The sequence below is a fragment of the Afipia sp. GW823-FHT06G09 genome, from assembly GCF_058794875.1.
In genome coordinates, this window is sequence record NZ_JBXAHF010000001.1 from 1,087,789 (window position 1) to 1,109,817 (window position 22,029).

Sequence of the window (22,029 nt, forward strand, 5' to 3'; positions counted from 1 at the left end):
TGGTTACACCGGCCCTGTCGCCACCGGCGGGCCGCCCTGCTCGCCCCACTCCGCCCATGATCCGTCATAGAGCGCGGTGTCGGCAATGCCGAGGCGATAGAGCGCCAGCGTCAGCACGCCTGCCGATACGCCGGAGCCGCAGCTCGTGACGATGGGTTTGGCGAGATCCACGCCCGCGCCGGTGAACGCCGCCCGCAAATCATCGAGCGGCTTCATCGCGCCTGTGCTGGCATCGAACAGTCCCGCATAGGGAACGCTGCGCGCGCCCGGAATATGCCCGCCGCGCAAGCCGGGACGCGGCTCGGGCACGCTGCCCTCAAAGCGCGCGCTCGGCCGCGCATCGATCACCTGCTCGGCCCTACTCTCCAGATTGCCGATCAACTGCTGGATGCTGCGCACACGCCTGGCATCGAGCGCCGCCTTGAATGACGCGGGCTTCGGTTTGGCCTCGCCACCCTCGACCGCGCGGCCTTCCGCCAGCCACTTCTTCAGGCCGCCGTCGAGCACGCGAACGTTGTTGTGGCCGAACGACAGGAACATCCACCACCCGCGCGGGGCGGCGACCCATCCGCCCGCATCGTACAGCACCACGGTGTCATCGTTGGAAATGCCGAGCGCGCCGACATCGCGACCGAACTGCTCGGCGGACGGAAACATATGCGGCAGCGACGATGAGTGATCCGACACCGCATCGACGTCGAAGAACACAGCGCCCGGAATGTGCTGCGCCAGATAGTCGTCCTTCGGCAGCGGCAGGATGCCGGGCAACTTGAACGTCGCATCGAGAACCTTCACTTGCGGATCGTTCAGATGCGCGGCAAGCCATTCGGTGGAGACGAGAGGATCGGTGGCGGGCATTGTATCTCCAATTTCCTGCAAGCTATCGCTTCACACAGCGTCATTGCGAGGAGCGCAGCGACGAAGCAATCCAGGCTTGCTTTTGCTTCTGGATTGCTTCGCTTCGCTCGCAATGACGAATTCAATCTTACTTCTTCGGCTCGACCTTCTCGATCGGACCGCCGGCGGCCTTCCATCCGGTGAAGCCGCCGCCGAGATGCGCCACGGGAGAGAGGCCCATGTCCTGCGCGGTCTTGGCCGCCAGCGCCGAGCGCCAGCCTGACGCGCATTGAAACACGAACTTCTTGTTTTCCTGAAAGACCGGCTTGGCGTAAGGGCTTTCCGGATCGATCCAGAATTCGAGCATGCCGCGCGGACAGTGAAACGCGCCGGGGATGCGGCCCTCGCGCTCGATCTCGCGCGGATCGCGCAGGTCCACGATCACGACTTCGCTCTGTCCCACGCCGCCTTGCGGAAAACGCTCGACGGCTTCCGCCGCGTTGATGGTCTCGATCTGGGCGTTGGCCTCGTCGAGGAGTTTCTTGTAGCCGCGGGTGATGGTGGAGGGCATTTGGGGGCGGTCCTTTACGAAGTGTCTTACCCGCAATGTGCCGCTAATCAGTTCTAAAAGCTAGCGTCTCTCTCCGTCATTGCGAGGAGCGCAGCGACGAAGCAATCCATCTTTTCTCATGAGAAGGCCGGAATGGATTGCTTCGGCGCGCTCGCAATGACGATACTCTGCACCTGCCGTCAACGTATGACAGGACGCGCTGATGAAACAACCCTGCGTCTACATCGTGGCCAACCAGCACAACGGGACAATTTACACTGGCGTAACGTCGGACTTGCCCCGCCGCGCCCATGAACATCGCGAAGGACTAATTGACGGTTTCACAAAGAAGTACGGTTGCAAGCGGCTGGTCTGGTACGAACATCACGACACAATGGAAGCAGCGATTGTCCGTGAAAAGCAGATCAAGGCTGGAAGCCGGAACGACAAAATCCAACTGATCCAAGCACTGAATCCGGGCTGGGATGATCTCTACGATACGCTGATCTGAATTTCGATGATCGCTCACGGCCCGTCATTGCGAGCGAAGCGAAGCAATCCATGCGAGGCAGCCACCCGAAAAAGATGGATTGCTTCGTCGCTGCGCTCCTCGCAATGACGAGCAAACCGGCCTTCTTCACCTTTGCGCCTACCGCGTCAATTCCTTCATCGCGCCCTCTAGTCCTTCGAGGGTCAGCGGGAACATGCGCTCCGCGAACAGCTTGCGGATGATGGTGGTGGACTCCGAATAGTCCCAGTGCTTGCGCGCGACGGGATTGAGCCAGACCGCGTGCGGATAGGTCCGCGTCACGCGCTCGAGCCAGACCGACCCGGCCTCCTCGTTGACATGTTCGACGGAGCCGCCGGGGACGACAATTTCATATGGGCTCATCGACGCATCGCCGACAAACACGACCTTGTAGTCGTGCGGGTACTTGTGAAGGATATCCCAGGTCGGCGTGCGATCGGAGAAGCGCCGCTTGTTCTGCTTCCAGACGCCTTCATAGAGGCAGTTGTGGAAGTAGAAATACTCCATGTGCTTGAACTCGGTCTTCGCCGCTGAGAACAGTTCCTCGACCTGCGCGATGTGACCGTCCATCGATCCGCCGATGTCGAAGAAGATCAGGACCTTCACCGCATTGCGCCGCTCGGGGCGCATGTGGACATCGAGATAACCGTGGTTGGCGGTTTCCTTGATCGTGGTGTCGAGATCGAGTTCGTCAGGCGCACCGGTGCGCGCGAACTTGCGCAGGCGGCGCAGCGCCACCTTGATGTTGCGGATACCGAGTTCGACGTTGCCGTCGAGATCCTTGAACTCGCGCTTGTCCCAGACCTTCACCGCGCGGAAGTTGCGGTTCTTCTCCTGGCCGATGCGGATGCCTTCGGGATTGTAGCCGTCCGCACCAAAGGGAGATGTGCCGCCGGTGCCGATCCACTTGCTGCCGCCCTCATGGCGCTTCTTCTGTTCTTCAAGACGCTTCTTGAGAGTCTCCATGAGCTTGTCCCAGCCCATGGCCTCGATCTGCTTCTTCTCTTCCTCGGTGAGATATTTCTCGGCGGCCTTGCGCAGCCACTCGGCGGGAATCTCCGCCTTCTCCATGGCGTCGAGCAGGCTCTCGAGCCCCTTGAACACGGTGCCGAACACGCGGTCGAACTTGTCGAGGTTGCGCTCGTCCTTCACCAGCGAGGCGCGCGACAGATAATAGAAATGCTCCACGCTCTGATCCGCGAGGTTGGCGTCGAGCGCCTCCATCAGCGTCAGATATTCACGCAGCGTGACCGGAACCTGCGCGTCGCGCAGCGATGTGAAGAATTGCAGAAACATGGGACTTAGATCGCCTCCGAAGCCGCTTCCGTCAAGGGCGGGCGTCGCCCTCGTGACGGGATTAGAGTGATGAAACTACAGGGTTGCGGGCCATTCGTCTGCCTGCGCCCACCCGGAAAACCGCCCTGCAAGGCAGGCTTGCGTTCGAAAACAGCACTGGCACGGTCTGGATTGGTGTGCCATTTCATTTAAACTGTTGTTTGACGCCTCCCGGACTGCTCCGGCCGGAGACAGTTCGCGGCGTTGACCGGGGACGCGCGACACCCCGCAGCGGGAGTCGCAGCGTTTTAAACAAGGGGTTTGGTCCATGGGCATTATTGCTTGGATTATCGTCGGTGCGATCGCGGGCTGGCTGGCCGGCCTGATCGTCAAGGGCGCGGGCTTCGGACTTCTCGGCAACATCGTCGTCGGCATCGTCGGCGCGGTGGTCGCGGGCTGGCTGCTGCCGCAGCTCGGCATCCGGCTCGGCGCCGGCATGATCGGCGAGATCATCAACGGAGCGATCGGCGGCATCGTCGTGCTGGTCATCCTGTCGTTGATCCGGCGCGCATGACGTTTTAAAGGCTCCTGGAAGCGGCCGCCGATAAAGCGGTCGCTTCTTGTTTGAAGAGATTTCCCGCGGCATCACGCGAAGCAGAACAAACGAACTCAGACAAACTCACCAAGGCAAACGTCGATGAAATTTACCGGTACCAAAAACTACGTCGCCACCGACGATCTGAAGGTCGCGGTCAACGCAGCGATTGTGCTCGAACGTCCGCTGCTGGTGAAGGGCGAACCCGGCACCGGCAAGACCGTGCTCGCGGAAGAAGTCGCGCGCGCGCTCGATGCGCCGCTGCTGACCTGGCACATCAAGTCCACCACCAAGGCGCAGCAGGGCCTTTACGAATACGACGCGGTGTCGCGTCTGCGCGACAGCCAGCTCGGCGATCCGCGTGTCTCCGACATTTCCAACTACATCAAGCGCGGCAAGCTGTGGGACGCCTTCACCAGCGAGAAGCGCCCGGTCCTGCTGATCGACGAAATCGACAAGGCCGACATCGAATTCCCGAACGACCTTCTGCTCGAACTCGACCGCATGGAATTCCATGTCTACGAGACCGGCGAAACGATCAAGGCGAAGCAGCGCCCGATCATCATGATCACCTCGAACAACGAGAAGGAACTGCCCGACGCGTTCCTGCGCCGCTGCTTCTTCCACTACATCAAGTTCCCCGACATCGACACCATGAACGCCATCGTGGAAGTGCACTTCCCCGACATCAAGAAGCGCCTCGTTCAGGAAGCGATGAAGATCTTCTTCGAGGTGCGCGACGTGCCGGGTCTGAAGAAGAAGCCATCGACCTCGGAACTGCTCGACTGGCTCAAGCTGCTGCTCAACGAGGAAATGACGGTGGAACAGCTCCGCGAACGCGACCCGCGCAAGCTGATCCCGCCGCTGCACGGCGCCCTGCTCAAGAACGAGCAGGACGTGCACCTGTTCGAGCGCCTCGCGTTCCTGAGCCGCCGGGAAGTCTGAGCGCGGTCTCTGTTTGCTGAATGGCGTGCGTTCTCGAACGACGCACCATTCCTCAACTGGTCGTCCCCGCGAAAGCGGGGACCCAGACACCCCAGCCCATCGTTCTGGCTTGGCGCTGAAACGGCGGCGCAGGCATCTCGCTTTAACGTGAATTAGGTGATTATGGGTCCCCGCTTTCGCGGGGACGACGCGGAATGCTGAGCGCGCCCGCGCGGGAACAAGGCCTTTGCCACCGGGTCAGAATGAAGCGCGACGCCATGCTGGCCACCGCACCCTGAGCCGCCTAGACTGCCCGCCTCGGATGCGAGGTGCCGCGTGACCAAGAAGCACGTCGATCGCCGCCTGACAGCCATTCTCGCCGCGGACGTCGCCGGCTATAGCCGGTTGATGGGCGCCGACGAGGAAGGCACCCACGCACAGTTGAAGGCGCACCGCCACGACCTGATCGACCGGCGGATCAGGAAACATCGCGGCCGCATCATCAACACCGCCGGTGACGGCCTGCTGGCGGAATTTGCCAGTGCGGTTGAAGCCGTGCGCTGCGCGATCGAAATCCAGCGCGCGATGATTACACGGAACGTGAACGTGCCCGAGGAGAGCCGGCTCGAATTCCGCATCGGCATCAACATCGGCGATGTCATCGAGGACGGCGGCGAAATCTTCGGCGATGGCGTCAATGTCGCGGCGCGGCTGGAGAGTATCGCGCCGAGGGGCGGCGTCTGTATTTCCCGGCAGGTGCTCGATCAGATCGAAGGCAAGCTCAGGCTTCAGTTCCGCGAAATGGGCCGCCAGAACCTGAAGAACATCGCACGGCCGATCGAGGTCTTTGCGATCGATCTCCATGACGGCGCATCCAAGGCCGCGCGTATTCTGACCGGCGCGAATCTTCAACAGGAGATCCGCTACTGCAAGGCGGCGGACGGCGTCCGGCTGGCTTTCGCGAAGGTCGGCAACGGCCCGCCATTGCTGCGCACGGCACACTGGCTGGGGCATCTCGAATACGACTGGGAGCTGCCGATCTTCCGCGGTCTCCTGCTCGAACTGGCCTCGAGCTTTTCGCTGGTCCGTTTCGACGCGCGAGGCAACGGGCTGTCGGATTGGGACGTCGGCAACATCTCGCTGGATCACTGGGTGAGCGACATGGAGAGTGTTGCTGACGCGGCGGGACTCGAGCGGTTTCCGATTCTTGCATTGTCTCAGGGGTGCGCGGTGGCGATCGCCTTCGCGATCCGGCATCCGGAACGGGTTTCGCATCTGATCCTTTATGGAGGATTTGCCGCCGGCGTCTACAAGAGCCCGAACGTGACGCCCGCCGCACGCGAGCAGTTCGACGCAATGAAGGTCCTGATGAAACTCGGCTGGGGCGCGAACGAGCCAACCTTCCGGCAACTCTTCACAGCGTCGATGATCCCCACTGCGACGAGGGAACAGATGGACGCCTTCAACGAAGCCCAGCGGGTCAGCGCGTCAGCTGAATGCGCCGTCAGATATCTGGAAACGGTGATCAACTTCGATGTCCGCGATCTGCTGCCGCAAATCAAGGTGCCCACCCTTGTCATGCATGTCCGCGATGACCGAAGGGTGCCGATTGCGTCAGGCCGGGAGCTTGCAGCAGGTATCCCCGGCGCACGCCTCGTCACGCTGCCGGGCAAAAATCATATCCCGCTCCAACAGGATCCGGGCTTGCCGATCTTTCTCGACGAGATCCGCCGGTTCCTCGGCGTCACCTGAATTCATCGGTTCGCTTGCGCTGCACGCCGGCGCCGCGGGCGCGTCACGCTTCCGCGCGGCGGGCACGTCACATCCTGCGGCGGGCCTTGGCTCGGCGCAGGATGACCATCTGGGATCGCACACCGTAGCCGATGCCAAAACCGGCCACGAACACCAGAACAAGAACGAATACAGCCTCGGACATGGTTGCCTCATGGCGAGGGCCGCCGATCGCAGTATACCGGCCGACGACCCCGTCTTGTCGTTAACGGACATGGGGCAATTGTCCGCAATCCGACGTTAGTCCGACGGTTTGCGCGCGCAACGAAACCTGCGTTTAAACCTTAATGGCCGCCGCGCAGGTTAATTCCGGAACCGAAACGGCATCTACGAGGGCGCTCCGCGTCATTGCGAGCGACGCGAAGCAATCCACTCATCAAACTGGATTGCTTCGTCGCTTGCGCTCTCCGCAATGACGGTGTGGCGACGGCCGCGCGTTACCGCGTCTTCTCGTGCAACTGATAGGTCAGGTGCGCTTTCACCGTCGGCCATTCCGAAGCGGTGATGCTGTACACGACAGTGTCACGCAGGGTGCCGTTCGGTGCGATCTGGTGACTGCGCAGCACGCCGTCGAGCTTCGCGCCCAGCCGCTCGATGCCGCGCCGCGACTGATGATTGAAGAAATGCGTGCGGAACTCGACCGCGATGCAGTTCAGCTTCTCGAACGCATGGGTGAGCAGCAGCAGCTTGCACTGGGTATTCAGCGCAGTCCGCTGGACACGCTTTGCATACCATGTCGAGCCGATCTCGACCCGCCGGTTGGCGGCATCGACATTCATGTAGGTCGTCATGCCGGCGACCTTGCTATCGGCATCCTTCACCGTGAACGGCAGCATCGATCCCGCCGCCTGCAAACCGAGACGACGCTCGATCTCGGACGGCATCGCCTCCGGCGACGGGATCGAGGTGTACCAGAGCTTCCACAACTCGCCGTCCTTCACGGCCTCCACCAGGCCATCCTTGTGATCGCGCGACAGCGGCTCGAGCGTTGCGTGCGGGCCACTGAGTGTGACGGGAGAAAGCCAGGTCATGTGTATTCCTCGATCAACCGGATTCGTCATTGCGAGCGAAGCGAAGCAATCCATCTTAAGGTCTACAAAAGCTGGATTGCTTCGTCGCTTACGCTCCTCGCAATGACAAAATTACTTATTCAGAAAATTCAGCGGCAGGCCGCCGCGCGGCCAGTCCATCGCCACCAGTTCGCCCCTGCCGGACAGCGTGATGTACGCGGTCTTCAGCTCCGGCCCGCCGAAGGCGATGTTGGTGGTGACATTGTCGCCTGTCGGCACCTGCTCGACCAGCTTGCCATCCGGCGCGATCACCGAGATGCAGCCGGAGATCAGCGTCGCGACGCAGACGTTGCCGGAGGCTTCGACACCGAGCGAGTCGTACATCTGATAGCCGCCGAGGCCGGAAATCGGCCTGCCCATTTCGCCGCGATAGATCGGCTCAACCGGCGCGATCTGTCCCGGCGCACCGATGGCGAACGCCCACAGCCGTGCCGTCGGCGTCTCGGCGACATAGACGGTCTTCTCGTCCGGCGAGAGGCCGATGCCGTTGGCGGGCAGCATGTGCGGCACAGCCTCGACAAGTTCTGTGCCGCCCTTCTTCATGTAGTAGACGGCGCCGACATCGAGATCATGCGCGCGGCGCTTGCCGAGATCGGTGAACCAGAGCCCGCCCTCCCTGTCGAACACGAGGTCGTTGGGTCCCTTGAGCTGCCGTTCGCCGCAATGGGTGAACAGCGTCTCGACCTTGCCGTTTGAGAGATCGACACGCTGCAACGAGCCGCCGATATATTCCGACGGACGCGGCGCGCCCGGCATGATGTTGCCGCCCGGACCCGGCGCCCAGGAGAAGCCGCCGTTGTTGCAGATGTACATCTTGCCGTCGGGGCCGAGCGCCGCGCCGTTCGGCCCGCCGGGAATTTTCGCAATGATCTCCTTGCGCCCGTCGGGATAAACCCGCGTCAGGGTCTGGCGGCGGATTTCCACCAGCACCACGGAGCCATCGGGCATCACCACCGGCCCTTCGGGAAACTCGAGACCGGTTGCGATGACACGGACGTTAGACATGAAGACCTCCCGGACAGTGTTTTTGATTTTGACGCGCGAAACCTATCGCGCGGATTCAGCGATGACCAGTGCGTGGATGCAGGGGTGAGTTGTCGAAGTCCGGGCACGATCTGCTCCCTCTCCCCGCTTGCGGGGAGAGGGTGGGGTGAGGGGCCAGGTTTATCGTGCACCAAAAAGATGCCCTCACCCGGATCACCATAGCGCGTCGAAGACGCGCGTAAACGCGCTAATGGTGATCCGACCTCTCCCCGTAAGAACGGGGAGAGGTGAAGAACGTCATTCCTTCGCAGAAAAATCCCGATACACCAGCCCGGCTGCCGCAATATCTGACAGCGCATTGCCGACCGCCTTGAACACGGTGATCTCGCTATCGCTGGTCCTGCCCTTGCGCTCGCCCTTGCACAGCTCATTGAGCGAACCCCGAATATCCTCGGCCGCGATCACGCCGTCGCGGATCGGGTCGAGCAGTTCGCCGCTTTCCTTCAGCGCGTCGTAGGTGTCGAGCCAGACGCGCCCGCGCCGGAACACCTCGTCGTCGGCCTCGCGCATGAACGGCGTGAAGCTGCCGACCAGATCGAGATGCACGCCGGGCTTCAGCCATTCACCCTTGATGATCGGCTTGTGCGCGAGCGTCGCGCAGCTCACGATATCCGCCTCGCTCACCGCGCGCTCCAGATCGGTCGCGACATGGGCGTCGATGCCTCTGGCGCGGAGATCGAACACCAGCCGCGCCGCGCCTGCCTCATTGATATTCCACACCGCGACGGTCTCGATCGGCCGCACCGCGCGAAACGCATCCGCTGTGAGGCTCGCGATCCGGCCTGAGCCGGCCACCAGCAATTTCGTCGCATCCTTGCGTGCGAGAAAGTCCGCGCCGAGTGCGCCGATGCCCGCGGTGCGCCGCGACGTGATCTCGTTGCCGTCGATCAGCGCGATATGCTGCCCGGTCTCCCCGTCGCAGAGCAGATAACTCGAAAACAGCCCCGGCAGCGCTCGCTTGCCGTTCTCCGGAAAGATCGTGACGATCTTGATGCCGATGAAGGCGCGCTGCCATGCCGGCATGATGAGAATGGTCGCGGTCGAGCCGTCGGGCTGCGGCATGAAATGATGGTGGCGCAGCGGCACGTCCGCACCCTCGGTGAATGCCTCGCGCAGCGCCGGGATCAGGCGGTCGAACGGCAGGCTAGCGCGGGTGCGCGCGGCATCGATGACGATGGGAGATGGGGTGGCCGGGGTCATTTACAGTTTCCGAGAATCTCGCGGACGCGCTCCCTCTCCCCGCCTGCGGGGAGAGGGTTGGGGTGAGGGGCATATTGCAAATAATCACGATTTCGCGAAAGCGCCCCTCACCCGGATTGCTTCGCAATCCGACCTCTCCCCGTAAGAACGGGGCGAGGTGAAGACGCGCTCTGCCCCGCCCTCACCGCGTCCATCAGCTTCTTCCGGAAGGCCCGGTCGCGCTTGAGGTGCCATTCGCGGCTCATGGCTTCGTTGCGCGTCTGGAACGGTTCGGTGTGCAGCAGCATCCAGGCCCGGCCGCGTGTCGAGCGCGCGCCGGTGCCGTTGTTATGCTTCGCAAGCCGCTGCGTCACGTCATTGGTCCAGCCGACGTAGGAGATGTAACGGCCCTTGTGAAAGCTGCCGAGCACATAGACGAAGGCGGCGGGTTTTTTTCGCGTGGGACGCTTCGATTTTGATGAAGAAGCAGAGCTCATGGCATGAACCCACCACACGTCGTCCCCGCGAAGGCGGGGACCCATACTCCCTGACGTCGAGTTTGCACGGGATGGTTGAAAAATTTCTCCCGAACGTTCCGCCCGGTGGTTATGGGTCCCCGCCTTCGCGGGGACGACATTGAATATCTAGCGGCGGCCCGTGTCACTTCGCGCCGGGCGCCTTTGGCGCTTCCTTCGGCGCGTCCTTGGCTGCGCCGTTCGGCTGCTTGCTGAGCGCCTGCACCTGCCCCTGCAATTGCGCGACGGTGGCCTGCAGCCCCGTCACCGCGGCCTTGAGCGCGTCGATCTGCCGGTTGGCGGCGTCGATCTTCTGCTGGCTCTCCAGCGAGGCCTTGGTCAGCGAGGCTTTCAGGAAATTCACATTGCTTTGAAGACAGCCGGTGCGGCGCTCCATGGTTTTCTCGGCGGTGCAGATTTCGATGCCGGGCACGTCCTGCGCCATCGCTCCGTGCGGCATCAGCGTCAGCAGCGCAGCGCCAATCAGGAATCTCACCATGTCCGACCTCCTCAAAGCCTTGCTGCATCGTGCACGTTTCCGCGCATCCGGCGCAAACTGTCTCATAACGTGACGGGGTAACCAGCCGAGACCTTGCGCGATCTTAAGGTTTGGAACGCGGGTGGAACGAAACGCGCCCGAATCAGCGATTCATACCACGCTGGTCAGATGGCTGACCGACATCTTGTGTCGCATGCACGCAGCGCGTCCACATCATGCTGTGCGAGGGTTGCGAAGTTCAATCGAAACGTTGAAAACAGGCCATCAATCGTTAACGCCCCCAAAGAGAGCGAAGCCCGCAATGACCGACCAGCGAACAGACTTGCCAAGAGACTTGCCAAAAGACCTGCCAAAAGACTTGCACGGTGTGTTTCCCTACCTCGTCTCGCCCACCGCAACCGACGGCAGCATCAAGACCGATGTTCTGGGCAGGCTCTGCGACGACATGATCAAGGCCGGTGTTCACGGGCTGACGCCGCTCGGCTCCACCGGCGAGTTCGCCTATCTCGGCCGCGAACAGCGCGCCATCGTGGTGAAGGCGACGGTGGAGGCCACAGCCAGGCGCGTGCCGGTGATCGCTGGCGTTGCCTCGACATCGACAGCGGACGCGGTCGCGCAGGCGAAGGCCTATCAGGCGCTCGGCGTGGACGGCATTCTCGCCATTCTCGAAGCGTACTTCCCGGTGAAGGACGCGCAGGTCGAGGCGTATTTCCGCGCCATCGCGGACGCCGTCGACATTCCGGTGGTGATCTACACCAATCCGAACTTCCAGCGCTCCGATCTCACCCTCGACGTGATCGCGCGCCTCGCCGAGCATCCGCGCATCCAGTACATCAAGGATGCCTCGAACAACACCGGGCGCCTGCTCTCCATCATCAACCGCTGCGGCGACAAGATGAAAGTGTTCGCGGCATCGGCGCATATTCCCGCTGCCGTGATGCTGATCGGCGGCGTCGGCTGGATGGCGGGACCGGCCTGCATCGTGCCGCGCGAAAGCGTGAAGCTCTACGACCTGTGCAAGGCGGGACGCTGGGACGAAGCGATCGCGCTTCAGCGCAAGCTGTGGCGGGTCAACGAGGTGTTCGCGCGGTTCAATCTCGCCGCCTGCATCAAGGCGGGGCTCGAGATGCAGGGCTATGCCGTGGGCGATCCGATTGCGCCGCAAACGCCGCTCACGCCTGAGGAACGCAAGATCGTCGAAGGTGTCCTGGGCGGGCTCGGCTAGCCATCCGGGCTGGAACCCGGTGCAGCCAAGGCGTTGAAATCGGCGACGCCAGATATCAAGTTAAGGGTCTTGTTTTCGCCAGCCGCAAACTTGAGGTGCCAGCATGGTCAAGGTGGTCTACGAGATAGTCGAGCACGACGGCGGCTGGGCGTACAAGTTCAACAACGTGTTTTCGGAGACCTTTCCGACCCACGAGGCGGCGCGCGCGGCCGCCACCCGCGCCGCGGCGGAACAGCGGGTGCCCGGCCGGACCGAGGTCATCCAGTTCGAGGACGGCCAGGGCAACTGGCGCGAGGAAACCGTCCGGGGCACCGACCGGCCAGTCACCGAAGTCGTGGACAACAAGAAGGCCCGGTAACCGTCCGGTCCTTTTTGCCGCACCCCGGTTTCCATCTCCGCGCAAATTGGTCTAGAAGACCGCCATGAGAGCGGGCAGAGCACTTCAGAACTGGCTGGATTCGCACGGACTGGGAGCGATCATCGCTGCCGTCCTCGGCATCATCGTGGTGCTCGCGCTCATCCTCGTCGTCGGCGGATACTATATCGTCCAACCATAAGCGCCGGCCTGCCGCGGTTCGCGGCGGACCCGGCGGCACCGGCCGACATCAACTCCACATCAATTCCAGCGAGATCGACAGTGGCCGCCTCGACCGACATCCTGTTCAGTGAAGCGATCTCGTTTCTTCAGGCCGGGCGCACGCGCGAGGCCGAGAAGACCCTTCGCAAGCTGGTGCGCAGGACGTCCGATCATCCGCTGGCGCTCAGTGTGCTCGGCGCCATTCTTGTCGGCACCGGAAAATACGACGAAGCCGAGCGGTTCCTGCGGTCCTCGGTGAAGCTCAATCCGGGCGCTCATGTCGCACTCTACAACCATGGGCTCGCGCTCAAGGCGCTGGGCCGTTCCGACGAAGCGCTGACGCAGTTCACGCAGGCGCTCGCGATCAATCCCGACGACGCCGAAACCCTGAGCAATCGCGGCACGGTCTACAACGATCTGAAAAACTTTGAGGCTGCGCTGGCCGATTTCGACAAGGCGACCGCGCTCCAGCCGAACTATGCGCTGGCCCATCACAACAGAGGCAACGCGCTGTCCGGCCTCGCCCGTTATGAAGACGCGCTGGCGGCGTATCAGCGCGCGGTGGCGCTGATGCCCGGCCTGATCGACAGTTGGGCGGCCATCGGCCTCAGCCTGCAGAAGCTTGAGCGGCACGACGAATCCGCAGCGGCTTTCGAGACGGCACGGCAGCGCGCCGAAGCGGCCAACGCGCGCCGCCATTAGCCGCCGCCCGCAAAGGGGCAGCGGCAGAATCGAACTTACTGCTCGTCGCGGAAATACGGCTCGACCGGGCCGGTCAGCTTGATGGTCAGCGGATTGCCGTAGCGGTCCTTGGACGAGCCTGCGGTCACGCGCACCCATCCCTCGCTGACACAGTACTCCTCCACGTTGTTCTTTTCGACGCCCTTGAAGCGGATGCCGACATCGCGCGAGAGAACCTCGGCGTTGTAATACGGGCTGCGGGGGTCGGTGGAGAGGCGGTCGGGCAATTCGCTCATCGTCGTATCCTGTTTCTTGTTATTCTGAAGTTACAGCGGTCTTAAATCACAGCGTCCCGGTTGACAGGAGCTTTTCGATATCGCGGCTCAGCGCGCTGGGCGAGGTGGTCGAGCCGTACCGCGCGACGACCTTGCCGGCGCGGTCGACAAGGAATTTCGTGAAATTCCATTTGATCGAGGCGCCGAGCAGCCCCGGCTTCTCGCGCTTGAGATGATCGAACAGCGGCAGCGCCTTGTCGCCGTTGACATCGATTTTGGCGAACATCGGAAACGTCACGTCGTATTTCTGCGAGCAGAACGCCGCGATCTCCTGCGCGCTGCCCGGCTCCTGCCCGCCGAACTGGTTGCACGGAAAACCCAGCACCGAAAAGCCGCGCGGGCCGAGCGTGCGTTGCAGCTCCTCGAGCTGCGCGTATTGGGGCGTGAACCCGCACGCGCTCGCGGTGTTGACGATCAGCAGCACCTGCCCCTCATAGGTCCTGAGCGGACGATCTTCGCCGTCCAGCGTCGCAGCCGAGAAATCGTAGACCGTCGTCAATGGCGCTCTCCCGTCATGCCGCTTGCTGTGGGGGCATGAGCTGATCCGAAAACCGGTTCCCGCTTTTCAGGATCATGCTCCTCAGGTGCGGAATCCGCCCTTCTGCTGATTGGCGAGCCAGTCGGACAGCTTCGCCGGAGCTTCCTTCTTGGCGGGCTTCGCCGCTGCTGCCCGTTTCGCCTTGGGCGGGGGCGCCGATGCCGCTTCCGCAGCCTCCTTGGCGAGCCGCAGCGCGCGCAGTTTTTCCATATTGGCGCGCACCGCGCGGCCTTCTGCGTCGTACTGCGCCATTGCGCTGACGGCGTCCTGTTTCTTGTCGCTCATTGATGTTCTCCGGGACGAGGTGATGATCCCGAAACGGGGGAACCTGTCGCTACTGCGCTCCCTTTAACCGATCCGGGCTGCCCTGTCTTGCGCTGCGAAAGTGGCCCCAATGGGCTAATTTACCCGATATTGGCAAGGAGGCGCTAAGGCCTGCTGGGACGGAGCCTCGGAAAGCCACAATTGTTCAACATTTTGCGGCAGACTTGACGGCTTTCCGCGACCGGAAACCCGCGATCGAGAAACCCATTGGCGATCAGGACAACATATCTCGTGCTGATATGCGGCGCAGGCACCCTTGCCGCCGTGGGTGGATGGCTGCTCGGCGACCAGTTGTTCTTCCAGCAGGCATCGGCCTCGCTGACGCCGGACGAGCCTGTGTTCGAGGCTCGGTATCCGGTCTCCAACGCGATGATGAAGCAGGACCGCGTGATCGCCTCGCCTGCCCCTGCCGAGAGCACGGACGCCGGTTTGCCGAATGACATGGTCGAGACCGCGCGCGCCTGGCTCAACGCGCCGGTGACGCTGCCGCGCCGGCTGACCGCGAAATCCGAGAAGCCGTCGCGGCTGTTCCTGAACGACACCCAGATCGCCGGCATCAAGAAGCGGCTCAACCTGACGCCTGCGCAGCAAAAATACTGGCAGCCGGTGGAAAGCGCGATGCGCGAGGTCACGCTGCAGATCGAGGACTATCAGAAGCGGCTGAAGAAGGATCGCGACGATTCGTTCGACACCGAAAGCGACGCCATCGCCCGCCTGAAGACCGCAACGCGCGCATTCTATTCGCAACTCAACGGCACTCAGAAGAACGATCTCGCGCTTCTCGTGCGCATGGCGGGTCTCGGCCCGGCGTTCGCCGAACTCACCGGCACCAAGATGACGAAGAACGAACCTGAGAATTCGCGGTGATATCCCGCAACGTCATTGCGAGCGAAGCGAAGCAATCCACTCTTCAAAAGAAAGTATGGATTGCTTCGTCGCTCCGCTCCTCGCAATGACGGCTAGTTCCTGAATTCGTTGGTCAGCTCGCCGACGCCGTCGATGGCGACGGTGATGGAATTCACCGCCTCCTTCATCACGCCGACGCCGAGCGACGTGCCGCAGGCGATGATGTCGCCGGGCAGCAGCGTCATGTCGTGCGAGATCTTGCTGACCAGCTCCTGCGCCGAGAAGATCATGTCCGAGATCTTGTAGGACTGCCGCTCAGCGCCGTTGAGAACGGTGCGCACCGTGAGCGACGCAGGGTCGATACCGGTCACGATGGCCGGGCCGAACGGGCAGAAGTCGTCGAAGCCCTTGGCGCGCGCCCATTGCTGAAAGGTCGGGTCCTTGTTGAGAATGTCCGCGGCGGTGATGTCGTTGACGCAGGTGTAGCCCAGGATGAAATCGTCGGCCTCTTCGACCGAAACCGCGCGGCAAACCTTCCCGATCACGATGGCGAGTTCGCCCTCATAGACCACCTTGCCGTCGTACCAGGCGGGCTTCCGCACCACCGCATTGGGTGAAGCCGCTGTGGTCGGCGCCTTCAAAAGATAGAGCGGCTCCGGCGGCTCGGGCTTTTCAAGCTTCGCCGCCAGCGCGTGAAAGTTGTTCCACAGCGCCACGATCTTCGACGGCGTGGTGGGCGCGAGTAGCTCGACATCGGCCAGCGCGAGCGTTTTGCCGTTCGCCTTCGGGCTGTCGAACATGTCGCCGTGATGCACGGTGATGTTCTGATCCGACAGCGTGCCGAACCCGATCTGATCCTGATGGCGAAAGCGAACCCAACTCGTCACGGTAAAACCTCCAAACCTTCATCGTCGTCCCGGCGAAGGCCGGGACCCATAACCACCGGCTTCACGATAGAAAACGCATCGCGCATCACAGCTAACTTCAGGGAGTATGGGTCCCGGCCTTCGCCGGGACGACCACAGAGAGTTGGCTCTTACACGCTCAATAAAGTTCCGCGATCTTGGCGCGCTGCGCCACCAGCGCCAGCACAATGTCGATCGATGGCGTCGGGATTTTCGACAGTGTGCCCATCTCCTGAACCACCGTGACCAGCGGATCGATTTCCATCGGCCGGCTGCGTTCGAGATCCTGCAGCATCGAGGTCTTGTGCGCGCCGACCTTGCGCGCGCCTTCGATGCGGCGTTCGACATCGACGCGGAATCTGATGCCGAATTTCTCGGCGATGGTCTGGGCTTCCACCATCATGGACTTCGCAACCGCCCGCGTGCCCGGATCGCTGCCGATCACATCGAGCGTGGCATGGGTCAGCGCGCTGATCGGGTTGAAGCAGACGTTGCCCCACAGCTTGAGCCAGATTTCGTCGCGGATGTTCTCGAGCACAGGCGCCTGGAGCCCGGCCTTGACGAACATCGCCGACAGCGCCTCGACATCGGCGCTCTTCTCGCCGGAGGGCTCGCCGAGCGGGAAGCGGTCGCCATAGACATGGCGGATGACGCCGGGCGCTTCGATCTCGGTCGCGGGATAGACCACGCAGCCGATGGCGCGCTCCGGTCCAAGTTCTTTCCACTGACGGCCGCCGGGATCGATGCTCTCCAGCGCCGAGCCTTCGCACTCGTTGCCGTGCTTGTAGAAGTACCAGTACGGAATGCCGTTCACCGCGGTGACGATGCGGGTTTTCGGCCCGAGCAGCGGCTGCATGGCCTCGATCACGCCGGTGATCGAATGGGCCTTGAGGCAGATGATGACGAAATCCTGCGGACCGAGCTCGGCGGGATTGTCGGTGCAGCGCGGATGAACCACCCGCTCCTCGTCGCCGATCAGGAGCTTCAATCCGTTGGCCTTCATCGCTGCGAGATGCGCGCCGCGCGCCACCAGGCTGACGTCAGCGCCCGCCCGCGCGAGCTGCACGCCGAGATAACCTCCGATCGCGCCCGCGCCGTAAATACAGATCTTCATGGTGTTTCCCGAAATATCGCGAAGCGAAAAAAGATCAGAGCGCAATCACACCACCGGGGAGATCATGTGATCGCGCTCTGCAGGGAGAACCGTCAGACAACAAACGCAGGTTGGGTCGCTTCGAGTTCGGGAATTGCAATAAGGCCATCCACGGCGTTGATATCGCGGATGCTGATCACGCCGATCAGTGTGTGGTCGTCGATCACCGGCACATGCCGGATGTGATTGTCGATCATCAGTTCGCGCACGTGTTCGATCGAGTCGGTGGACTGGCACGACACCAGCTTCTGAACCGAGATCAGCGCGGAAACCTTCATGGCAAGGCCGGCCTGCCCGTGCTCGGAGACGGCGCGCACCACGTCGCGTTCCGAGAACATGCCGACGGCAACATTGCCCTCGGTGCGGCAGACGTCCTTCACGACAAGCGCGCCGACATTGTCGTTGCGCAGCAGCCGCGCGGCAGTGGCGACGGTTTCGTTCATGCGGACGGTGGCGATACGGGTGCTCTTCCTGTTCAGGATGTCTCCGACTCTCATCACAACCTCCTCGCTGGTGGGGATGACCTTCCCCGTGGACGGTTCATGCTGGAGGACAGCCATGTCCTCTCTGATGGGCTGAGATTGGTATACATTATGCCAAGAGTCAATCGGAACGAATTCCTAATTGCGGTGGTATCCCACCGGCGGACCCGGCCGGTTTTCGCGGACGAAACGGCGGCCATCATGCGGTCACCACTCCGCCCTTTGCGGCGGGGTTCGCCACCACTTCGCCTTATGCAGCGATGCGCGCTGTGATCCGATGCCAAGACGTTGAAGGCGCACAGCAATCGTCTCTCGTCTGCTAGAAGTGGAAGAATGATGCGAAATCAACAGATGCGATGCGTTTCCTCGTCATTGCGAGGAGCGGAGCGACGAAGCAATCCAGTCTTCGCGTGATGATGATTTACCTGGATCACTTCGCTGCGCTCTCAATGACACAGCGGGATCAATCGCAAACAAAAATGCCCGGGACGAGCCCGGGCATTTTGATGAATCGCAACGGATGAAAAAGATCAGGGGTCCGTCGTCGCGCGATCACTCGCGCGAACGCTTACCCCTTCAGCACATCCACCAGAGTCTTGCCGAGGCGCGCCGGCGACGGCGAGACACGGATGCCGGCCGCTTCCATCGCGGCGATCTTGGATTCGGCATCACCCTTGCCGCCGGAGATGATCGCTCCGGCATGGCCCATGCGGCGGCCCGGAGGCGCGGTGCGTCCGGCAATGAAACCGACCATCGGCTTCTTGCGGCCGCGCTTCGCTTCGTCCTTGATGAACTGAGCGGCATCTTCTTCCGACGAACCGCCGATCTCGCCGATCATCACGATCGACTTGGTGTCCGGGTCGGCAAGAAACAGTTCGAGCATCGAGATGAAGTCGGTACCCTTCACAGGATCGCCGCCGATGCCGACCGCGGTGGTTTGGCCGAGACCTTCGGCGGATGTCTGATACACCGCCTCGTAGGTCAGCGTGCCGGAGCGCGACACGATTCCGACGTTGCCCTTCTTGAAAATATTTCCGGGCATGATGCCGATCTTGCATTCACCCGCCGTCATCACGCCGGGACAATTCGGACCGATCAGCCGCGAACTCGAACCTTCAAGCGCGCGCTTGACGCGCACCATATCGGTCACCGGAATGCCTTCGGTGATGCAGACGATCAGCGGCACTTCGGCGTCGATCGCCTCGCAGATCGCATCCGCAGCGCCCGGCGGCGGAACATAGATCACGCTGGCGTCCGCGCCGGTGGCCTCACGCGCCTGCGCCACCGTCTCGAACACCGGCAGGCCGAGATGCGTGGAGCCACCCTTGCCGGGCGAGGTGCCGCCCACCATCTGCGTGCCGTAGAGCGCCGCCTGTTCGGAATGGAAGGTGCCGTTTTTGCCCGTAAAACCTTGGCAAATCACCTTGGTATTGCTGTCGATAAGAATGGCCATTACGCGGCTTCCTTCCGTGTGGCGCGAACGATTTTCTGCGCGGCGTCGTCAAGATCGTCCGCGGCAACGACATTCAGTCCGGACTCGGCAATGACCTTCTTGCCGAGTTCAACATTGGTCCCTTCCAGCCGCACCACCAGCGGCACGCCGAGGCCGACCTCGCGCACCGCGGCCACCACGCCTTCGGCGACGACATCGCAGCGCATGATGCCGCCGAAGATATTGACCAGGATGCCCTTCACGTTCGGATCGGAGGTGATGATCTTGAAAGCTGCGGCGACCTTTTCCTTGGTCGCACCGCCGCCGACATCGAGGAAGTTCGCCGGCGTGGCGCCGTAGAGCTTGATGATGTCCATGGTCGCCATCGCGAGTCCGGCGCCATTGACCATGCAGCCGATGGTGCCTTCGAGCGCGATGTAGTTCAGGTCGTACTTCGACGCCTCGATTTCCTTCTCGTCCTCTTCGGTGAGGTCGCGCAGCTTCATCAGTTCAGGGTGACGGTACAGCGCGTTGGAATCGAAATTGATCTTGGCGTCGAGACAACGCAGGTCGCCCTGCTTCGTCACCACCAGCGGATTGATCTCCAGCATCGCCATATCGGTCGACAGGAAGGCGTTGTAGAGCTGCGCCGTGAGTTTTTCGGCCTGCTTGGCCAGATCGCCACTCAGGCCGAGGACTTGCGCAACCTTGCGGCCGTGATGCGCCATCACACCGGTCGCAGGATCGATGGAGAACGTCACGATCTTTTCCGGCGTATCGTGCGCCACCTTCTCGATGTCCATGCCGCCTTCGGTGGACACCACGAATGCGATCCGCGAGGTTTCGCGATCGACCAGCATCGAGAGATAGAATTCCTTCGCGATCTCCGAGCCGTCCTCGATGTAAAGCCGATTGACCTGCTTGCCTGCCGGCCCGGTCTGCTCGGTTACAAGCGTACGTCCGAGCATTTCCTTGGCGAAGCTTGCGACCTCATCGATCGACTTCGCCAGCCGCACGCCGCCCTTCGCGTCCGCCGGCAATCCCTTGAACTTGCCCTTGCCGCGGCCGCCGGCATGGATCTGCGATTTCACGACATAGACCGGACCCGGCAGCGACTTCGCAGCGGCAATCGCTTCATCGACAGTGAACGCCGGCGCGCCCGCCGACACGGTGACTCCAAAACTCTTCAGGACTGCCTTGCCCTGGTATTCGTGGATATTCATCGGATTCCTCCCGTCATGGCCGAGGCCAAAAACACCCTGTTTTCAGGGCTTATGAGATCAGTTTTACCTTCTTGTATTATGTATACCAGAGATTGCCTAGCCGCTCCATGGGAGTCAATCGGGTCGGAAAAAGAAAAAGCGCGCCCATCCCGCAGATGAGCGCGCTTGTTGAGGCTGTCTTCGCCGATCGTATCAGGCCATGTGCTGTGATTTGGCGACCACGACCTTGCGCCATGGCTTCAGCACGATGATGGCAAGCAGCGAGGCGAGAATGTTCGCACCGGCCGCCACGATGAAGACCATGTCCCACGTGCCCGAGCTTTGCTGCATGTAGTTCGCGACGGGGACGAGCAGCGCTGCCGTTCCTTTCGCGGTGTACAGCAGGCCCGCATTGGTGGTCGCGAACTTCGATCCGAACGTGTCCGTGCAGGTCGAGGGGAAGAGCGAGTAGATCTCACCCCAGGCGAAGAACACGAAGCCCGACAGCAGCACGAACCAGAGCGGATCGTGGCCCCAGAGGTACAGCAGGTAGATGCCGATGCCTTCCATGCCGAACGCAATGAACATGGTGTTCTCGCGGCCGATCATGTCGGAGATCCATCCGAAGAACGGCCGTGTCAGGCCGTTGAGCACGCGATCGATGGTCGCAGCGAACGTCACCGCAGTCATCGTCATCGCCATCAGCGTGACCGGGACGCTGTCGACCTTCCAGTCAACCGCGATCGGCTTGAGATTGGCGGTGACCATCAATCCGCCTGCGCCGACGATGACGAACATGAAGTACATCAGCCAGAAAATCGGATGGCGGAGAACTTCGGTCGGCGCGTAGTTGCGGCGCGTCTGCTGAAGCGCTGCATTTATCACCGGCGGCGGCACCTGACCTGCTTTCGGTGCAAACAGGAAGAACGACAGAATGATGATGACGATGCCCTGCCCCAGACCGAAGTAAAGGAACGTGTGCTGGAAACCATCGTTCTTGATCATGGCCTGAATCGGCGCAACGGTGAGCGCCGAGCCTGCGCCGAACCCAGCAGCGGTAATACCGGCCGCCAGACCGCGCTTGTCGGGAAACCACTTCAGTGCATTGCCGACGCAGGTGCCGTAGACGGCGCCGGCGCCGATACCCGCGATGATCATGCCAAGATAGAAACCGTTGAGCGAGGTCGCCTTCGCATTGATCGCCCAGCCAACCGCGCACAGAACGCCGCCGACGAGAACAACGATGCGCGGACCATACTTGTCGACGAACCAGCCTTCGATCGGGACCAACCACGTTTCGAACAGCACGAACAGCGTGAACGCCCACTGGATCGATGCGCGATCCCATCCGAATTGTTTTTGAATATCGGGGACGAAGAACGTCCAGCCGTATTGATAGTTCGCGATCATCACCATGGCGCCAACGCCGATCGCCAACTGGACCCAGCGATACGTATCGCTGACGCGTGCAGCCGCCGGGGCCGCCGTATGAACAGTATCCGTCATCGTTCCTCCGAGTGC

26 protein-coding genes are annotated in these 22,029 nt (G+C 62.0%); 9 read left to right on the top strand and 17 right to left on the bottom strand.

The window, feature by feature from the left end; all coding sequences use genetic code 11:
• Positions 1 to 3 precede the first annotated feature (3 nt).
• Positions 4 to 858 (bottom strand): 3-mercaptopyruvate sulfurtransferase, encoded by an 855-nt coding sequence (sseA, locus tag AC1Q67_RS05370; RefSeq protein WP_492234910.1) that lies wholly within the window; start codon positions 856 to 858, stop codon positions 4 to 6.
• A 127-nt stretch (positions 859 to 985) separates the two neighbouring features.
• Entirely contained in the window at positions 986 to 1,408 is a 423-nt protein-coding gene (locus tag AC1Q67_RS05375) for a rhodanese-like domain-containing protein (protein ID WP_024576441.1), read from the bottom strand.
• A gap of 202 nt (positions 1,409 to 1,610) precedes the next feature.
• On the opposite strand from AC1Q67_RS05375, the gene AC1Q67_RS05380 reads away from it, so the two are divergent.
• Positions 1,611 to 1,898, top strand: coding sequence for a GIY-YIG nuclease family protein (locus AC1Q67_RS05380; RefSeq protein WP_024576442.1), 288 nt, complete (start codon positions 1,611 to 1,613; stop codon positions 1,896 to 1,898).
• 138 nt (positions 1,899 to 2,036) lie between these two features.
• Here AC1Q67_RS05380 and AC1Q67_RS05385 read toward each other — a convergent pair whose 3' ends face one another.
• On the bottom strand, positions 2,037 to 3,212 hold the full coding sequence (locus AC1Q67_RS05385) for a vWA domain-containing protein (RefSeq protein WP_024576443.1): 1,176 nt from the start codon (positions 3,210 to 3,212) through the stop codon (positions 2,037 to 2,039).
• 307 nt (positions 3,213 to 3,519) lie between these two features.
• Between AC1Q67_RS05385 and AC1Q67_RS05390 the strand changes: the two genes are divergently transcribed.
• The 3 genes from AC1Q67_RS05390 (at position 3,520) to AC1Q67_RS05400 (ending at position 6,462) form a co-directional block, all read left to right on the top strand.
• Positions 3,520 to 3,765: a GlsB/YeaQ/YmgE family stress response membrane protein gene (locus AC1Q67_RS05390; protein WP_024576444.1), complete on the top strand. Its 246-nt coding sequence runs from the start codon at positions 3,520 to 3,522 to the stop codon at positions 3,763 to 3,765.
• 123 nt (positions 3,766 to 3,888) lie between these two features.
• Positions 3,889 to 4,731, top strand: coding sequence for an AAA family ATPase (locus AC1Q67_RS05395; protein WP_024576445.1), 843 nt, complete (start codon positions 3,889 to 3,891; stop codon positions 4,729 to 4,731).
• Between the two features lie 315 nt (positions 4,732 to 5,046).
• A complete protein-coding gene (locus AC1Q67_RS05400; protein WP_492234909.1) occupies positions 5,047 to 6,462 on the top strand; it encodes an alpha/beta fold hydrolase in 1,416 nt (471 codons plus the stop codon).
• Between the two features lie 476 nt (positions 6,463 to 6,938).
• Here AC1Q67_RS05400 and AC1Q67_RS05405 read toward each other — a convergent pair whose 3' ends face one another.
• The 5 genes from AC1Q67_RS05405 to AC1Q67_RS05425 all read right to left on the bottom strand — a co-directional run bounded on the left by AC1Q67_RS05405 (position 6,939) and on the right by AC1Q67_RS05425 (position 10,808).
• Positions 6,939 to 7,532 (bottom strand): GNAT family N-acetyltransferase, encoded by a 594-nt coding sequence (locus tag AC1Q67_RS05405; protein ID WP_492234908.1) that lies wholly within the window; start codon positions 7,530 to 7,532, stop codon positions 6,939 to 6,941.
• A 111-nt stretch (positions 7,533 to 7,643) separates the two neighbouring features.
• Positions 7,644 to 8,576, bottom strand: a complete 933-nt coding sequence (locus AC1Q67_RS05410; RefSeq protein ID WP_492234907.1) for an SMP-30/gluconolactonase/LRE family protein — start codon at positions 8,574 to 8,576, stop codon at positions 7,644 to 7,646.
• 276 nt (positions 8,577 to 8,852) lie between these two features.
• Positions 8,853 to 9,815, bottom strand: coding sequence for a bifunctional Delta(1)-pyrroline-2-carboxylate/Delta(1)-piperideine-2-carboxylate reductase (gene lhpI / locus AC1Q67_RS05415; RefSeq protein ID WP_492234906.1), 963 nt, complete (start codon positions 9,813 to 9,815; stop codon positions 8,853 to 8,855).
• Between the two features lie 107 nt (positions 9,816 to 9,922).
• On the bottom strand, positions 9,923 to 10,291 hold the full coding sequence (locus AC1Q67_RS05420; protein ID WP_492234905.1) for a GIY-YIG nuclease family protein: 369 nt from the start codon (positions 10,289 to 10,291) through the stop codon (positions 9,923 to 9,925).
• 163 nt (positions 10,292 to 10,454) lie between these two features.
• On the bottom strand, positions 10,455 to 10,808 hold the full coding sequence (locus AC1Q67_RS05425) for a hypothetical protein (RefSeq protein WP_492234904.1): 354 nt from the start codon (positions 10,806 to 10,808) through the stop codon (positions 10,455 to 10,457).
• 301 nt (positions 10,809 to 11,109) lie between these two features.
• On the opposite strand from AC1Q67_RS05425, the gene AC1Q67_RS05430 reads away from it, so the two are divergent.
• From AC1Q67_RS05430 to AC1Q67_RS05445, 4 genes are all read left to right on the top strand, one after another.
• The gene (locus tag AC1Q67_RS05430; RefSeq protein WP_492234903.1) at positions 11,110 to 12,033 is read left to right on the top strand and encodes a dihydrodipicolinate synthase family protein; all 924 of its coding nucleotides are present in this window, start codon (positions 11,110 to 11,112) and stop codon (positions 12,031 to 12,033) included.
• Between the two features lie 103 nt (positions 12,034 to 12,136).
• Entirely contained in the window at positions 12,137 to 12,391 is a 255-nt protein-coding gene (locus tag AC1Q67_RS05435; RefSeq protein ID WP_006021802.1) for a DUF2188 domain-containing protein, read from the top strand.
• 64 nt (positions 12,392 to 12,455) lie between these two features.
• Positions 12,456 to 12,590, top strand: a complete 135-nt coding sequence (locus AC1Q67_RS05440) for a hypothetical protein (protein WP_492234902.1) — start codon at positions 12,456 to 12,458, stop codon at positions 12,588 to 12,590.
• Positions 12,591 to 12,670: 80 nt separating this feature from the next.
• Positions 12,671 to 13,312 (top strand): tetratricopeptide repeat protein, encoded by a 642-nt coding sequence (locus AC1Q67_RS05445; RefSeq protein WP_492234901.1) that lies wholly within the window; start codon positions 12,671 to 12,673, stop codon positions 13,310 to 13,312.
• A 35-nt stretch (positions 13,313 to 13,347) separates the two neighbouring features.
• On the opposite strand, the gene AC1Q67_RS05450 is transcribed toward AC1Q67_RS05445, so the two are convergent.
• The 3 genes from AC1Q67_RS05450 to AC1Q67_RS05460 all read right to left on the bottom strand — a co-directional run bounded on the left by AC1Q67_RS05450 (position 13,348) and on the right by AC1Q67_RS05460 (position 14,449).
• Entirely contained in the window at positions 13,348 to 13,587 is a 240-nt protein-coding gene (locus AC1Q67_RS05450) for a DUF3297 family protein (protein ID WP_006021805.1), read from the bottom strand.
• A gap of 46 nt (positions 13,588 to 13,633) precedes the next feature.
• A complete protein-coding gene (locus AC1Q67_RS05455; RefSeq protein ID WP_492234900.1) occupies positions 13,634 to 14,125 on the bottom strand; it encodes a glutathione peroxidase in 492 nt (163 codons plus the stop codon).
• An 81-nt stretch (positions 14,126 to 14,206) separates the two neighbouring features.
• The gene (locus tag AC1Q67_RS05460; RefSeq protein ID WP_024576456.1) at positions 14,207 to 14,449 is read right to left on the bottom strand and encodes a hypothetical protein; all 243 of its coding nucleotides are present in this window, start codon (positions 14,447 to 14,449) and stop codon (positions 14,207 to 14,209) included.
• A 246-nt stretch (positions 14,450 to 14,695) separates the two neighbouring features.
• Here AC1Q67_RS05460 and AC1Q67_RS05465 point away from each other — a divergent pair, with 246 nt between their 5' ends.
• Positions 14,696 to 15,355, top strand: a complete 660-nt coding sequence (locus AC1Q67_RS05465) for a hypothetical protein (RefSeq protein ID WP_492234899.1) — start codon at positions 14,696 to 14,698, stop codon at positions 15,353 to 15,355.
• Positions 15,356 to 15,447: 92 nt separating this feature from the next.
• Here AC1Q67_RS05465 and AC1Q67_RS05470 read toward each other — a convergent pair whose 3' ends face one another.
• The 6 genes from AC1Q67_RS05470 to oxlT form a co-directional block, all read right to left on the bottom strand.
• A complete protein-coding gene (locus AC1Q67_RS05470) occupies positions 15,448 to 16,221 on the bottom strand; it encodes a fumarylacetoacetate hydrolase family protein (protein WP_492234898.1) in 774 nt (257 codons plus the stop codon).
• A 157-nt stretch (positions 16,222 to 16,378) separates the two neighbouring features.
• Positions 16,379 to 17,353 (bottom strand): 2-dehydropantoate 2-reductase, encoded by a 975-nt coding sequence (locus AC1Q67_RS05475; RefSeq protein WP_492234897.1) that lies wholly within the window; start codon positions 17,351 to 17,353, stop codon positions 16,379 to 16,381.
• A gap of 92 nt (positions 17,354 to 17,445) precedes the next feature.
• Entirely contained in the window at positions 17,446 to 17,889 is a 444-nt protein-coding gene (locus tag AC1Q67_RS05480; RefSeq protein ID WP_024576460.1) for a CBS domain-containing protein, read from the bottom strand.
• A gap of 553 nt (positions 17,890 to 18,442) precedes the next feature.
• Positions 18,443 to 19,327, bottom strand: a complete 885-nt coding sequence (gene sucD, locus AC1Q67_RS05485; protein WP_492234896.1) for a succinate--CoA ligase subunit alpha — start codon at positions 19,325 to 19,327, stop codon at positions 18,443 to 18,445.
• On the bottom strand, positions 19,327 to 20,529 hold the full coding sequence (gene sucC / locus AC1Q67_RS05490; protein WP_492234895.1) for an ADP-forming succinate--CoA ligase subunit beta: 1,203 nt from the start codon (positions 20,527 to 20,529) through the stop codon (positions 19,327 to 19,329). Before sucC ends, sucD begins: the two co-directional genes overlap by 1 nt.
• A 192-nt stretch (positions 20,530 to 20,721) precedes the next feature.
• A complete protein-coding gene (gene oxlT, locus AC1Q67_RS05495) occupies positions 20,722 to 22,014 on the bottom strand; it encodes an oxalate/formate MFS antiporter (protein WP_492234894.1) in 1,293 nt (430 codons plus the stop codon).
• Between the last annotated feature and the right edge of the window lie 15 nt (positions 22,015 to 22,029).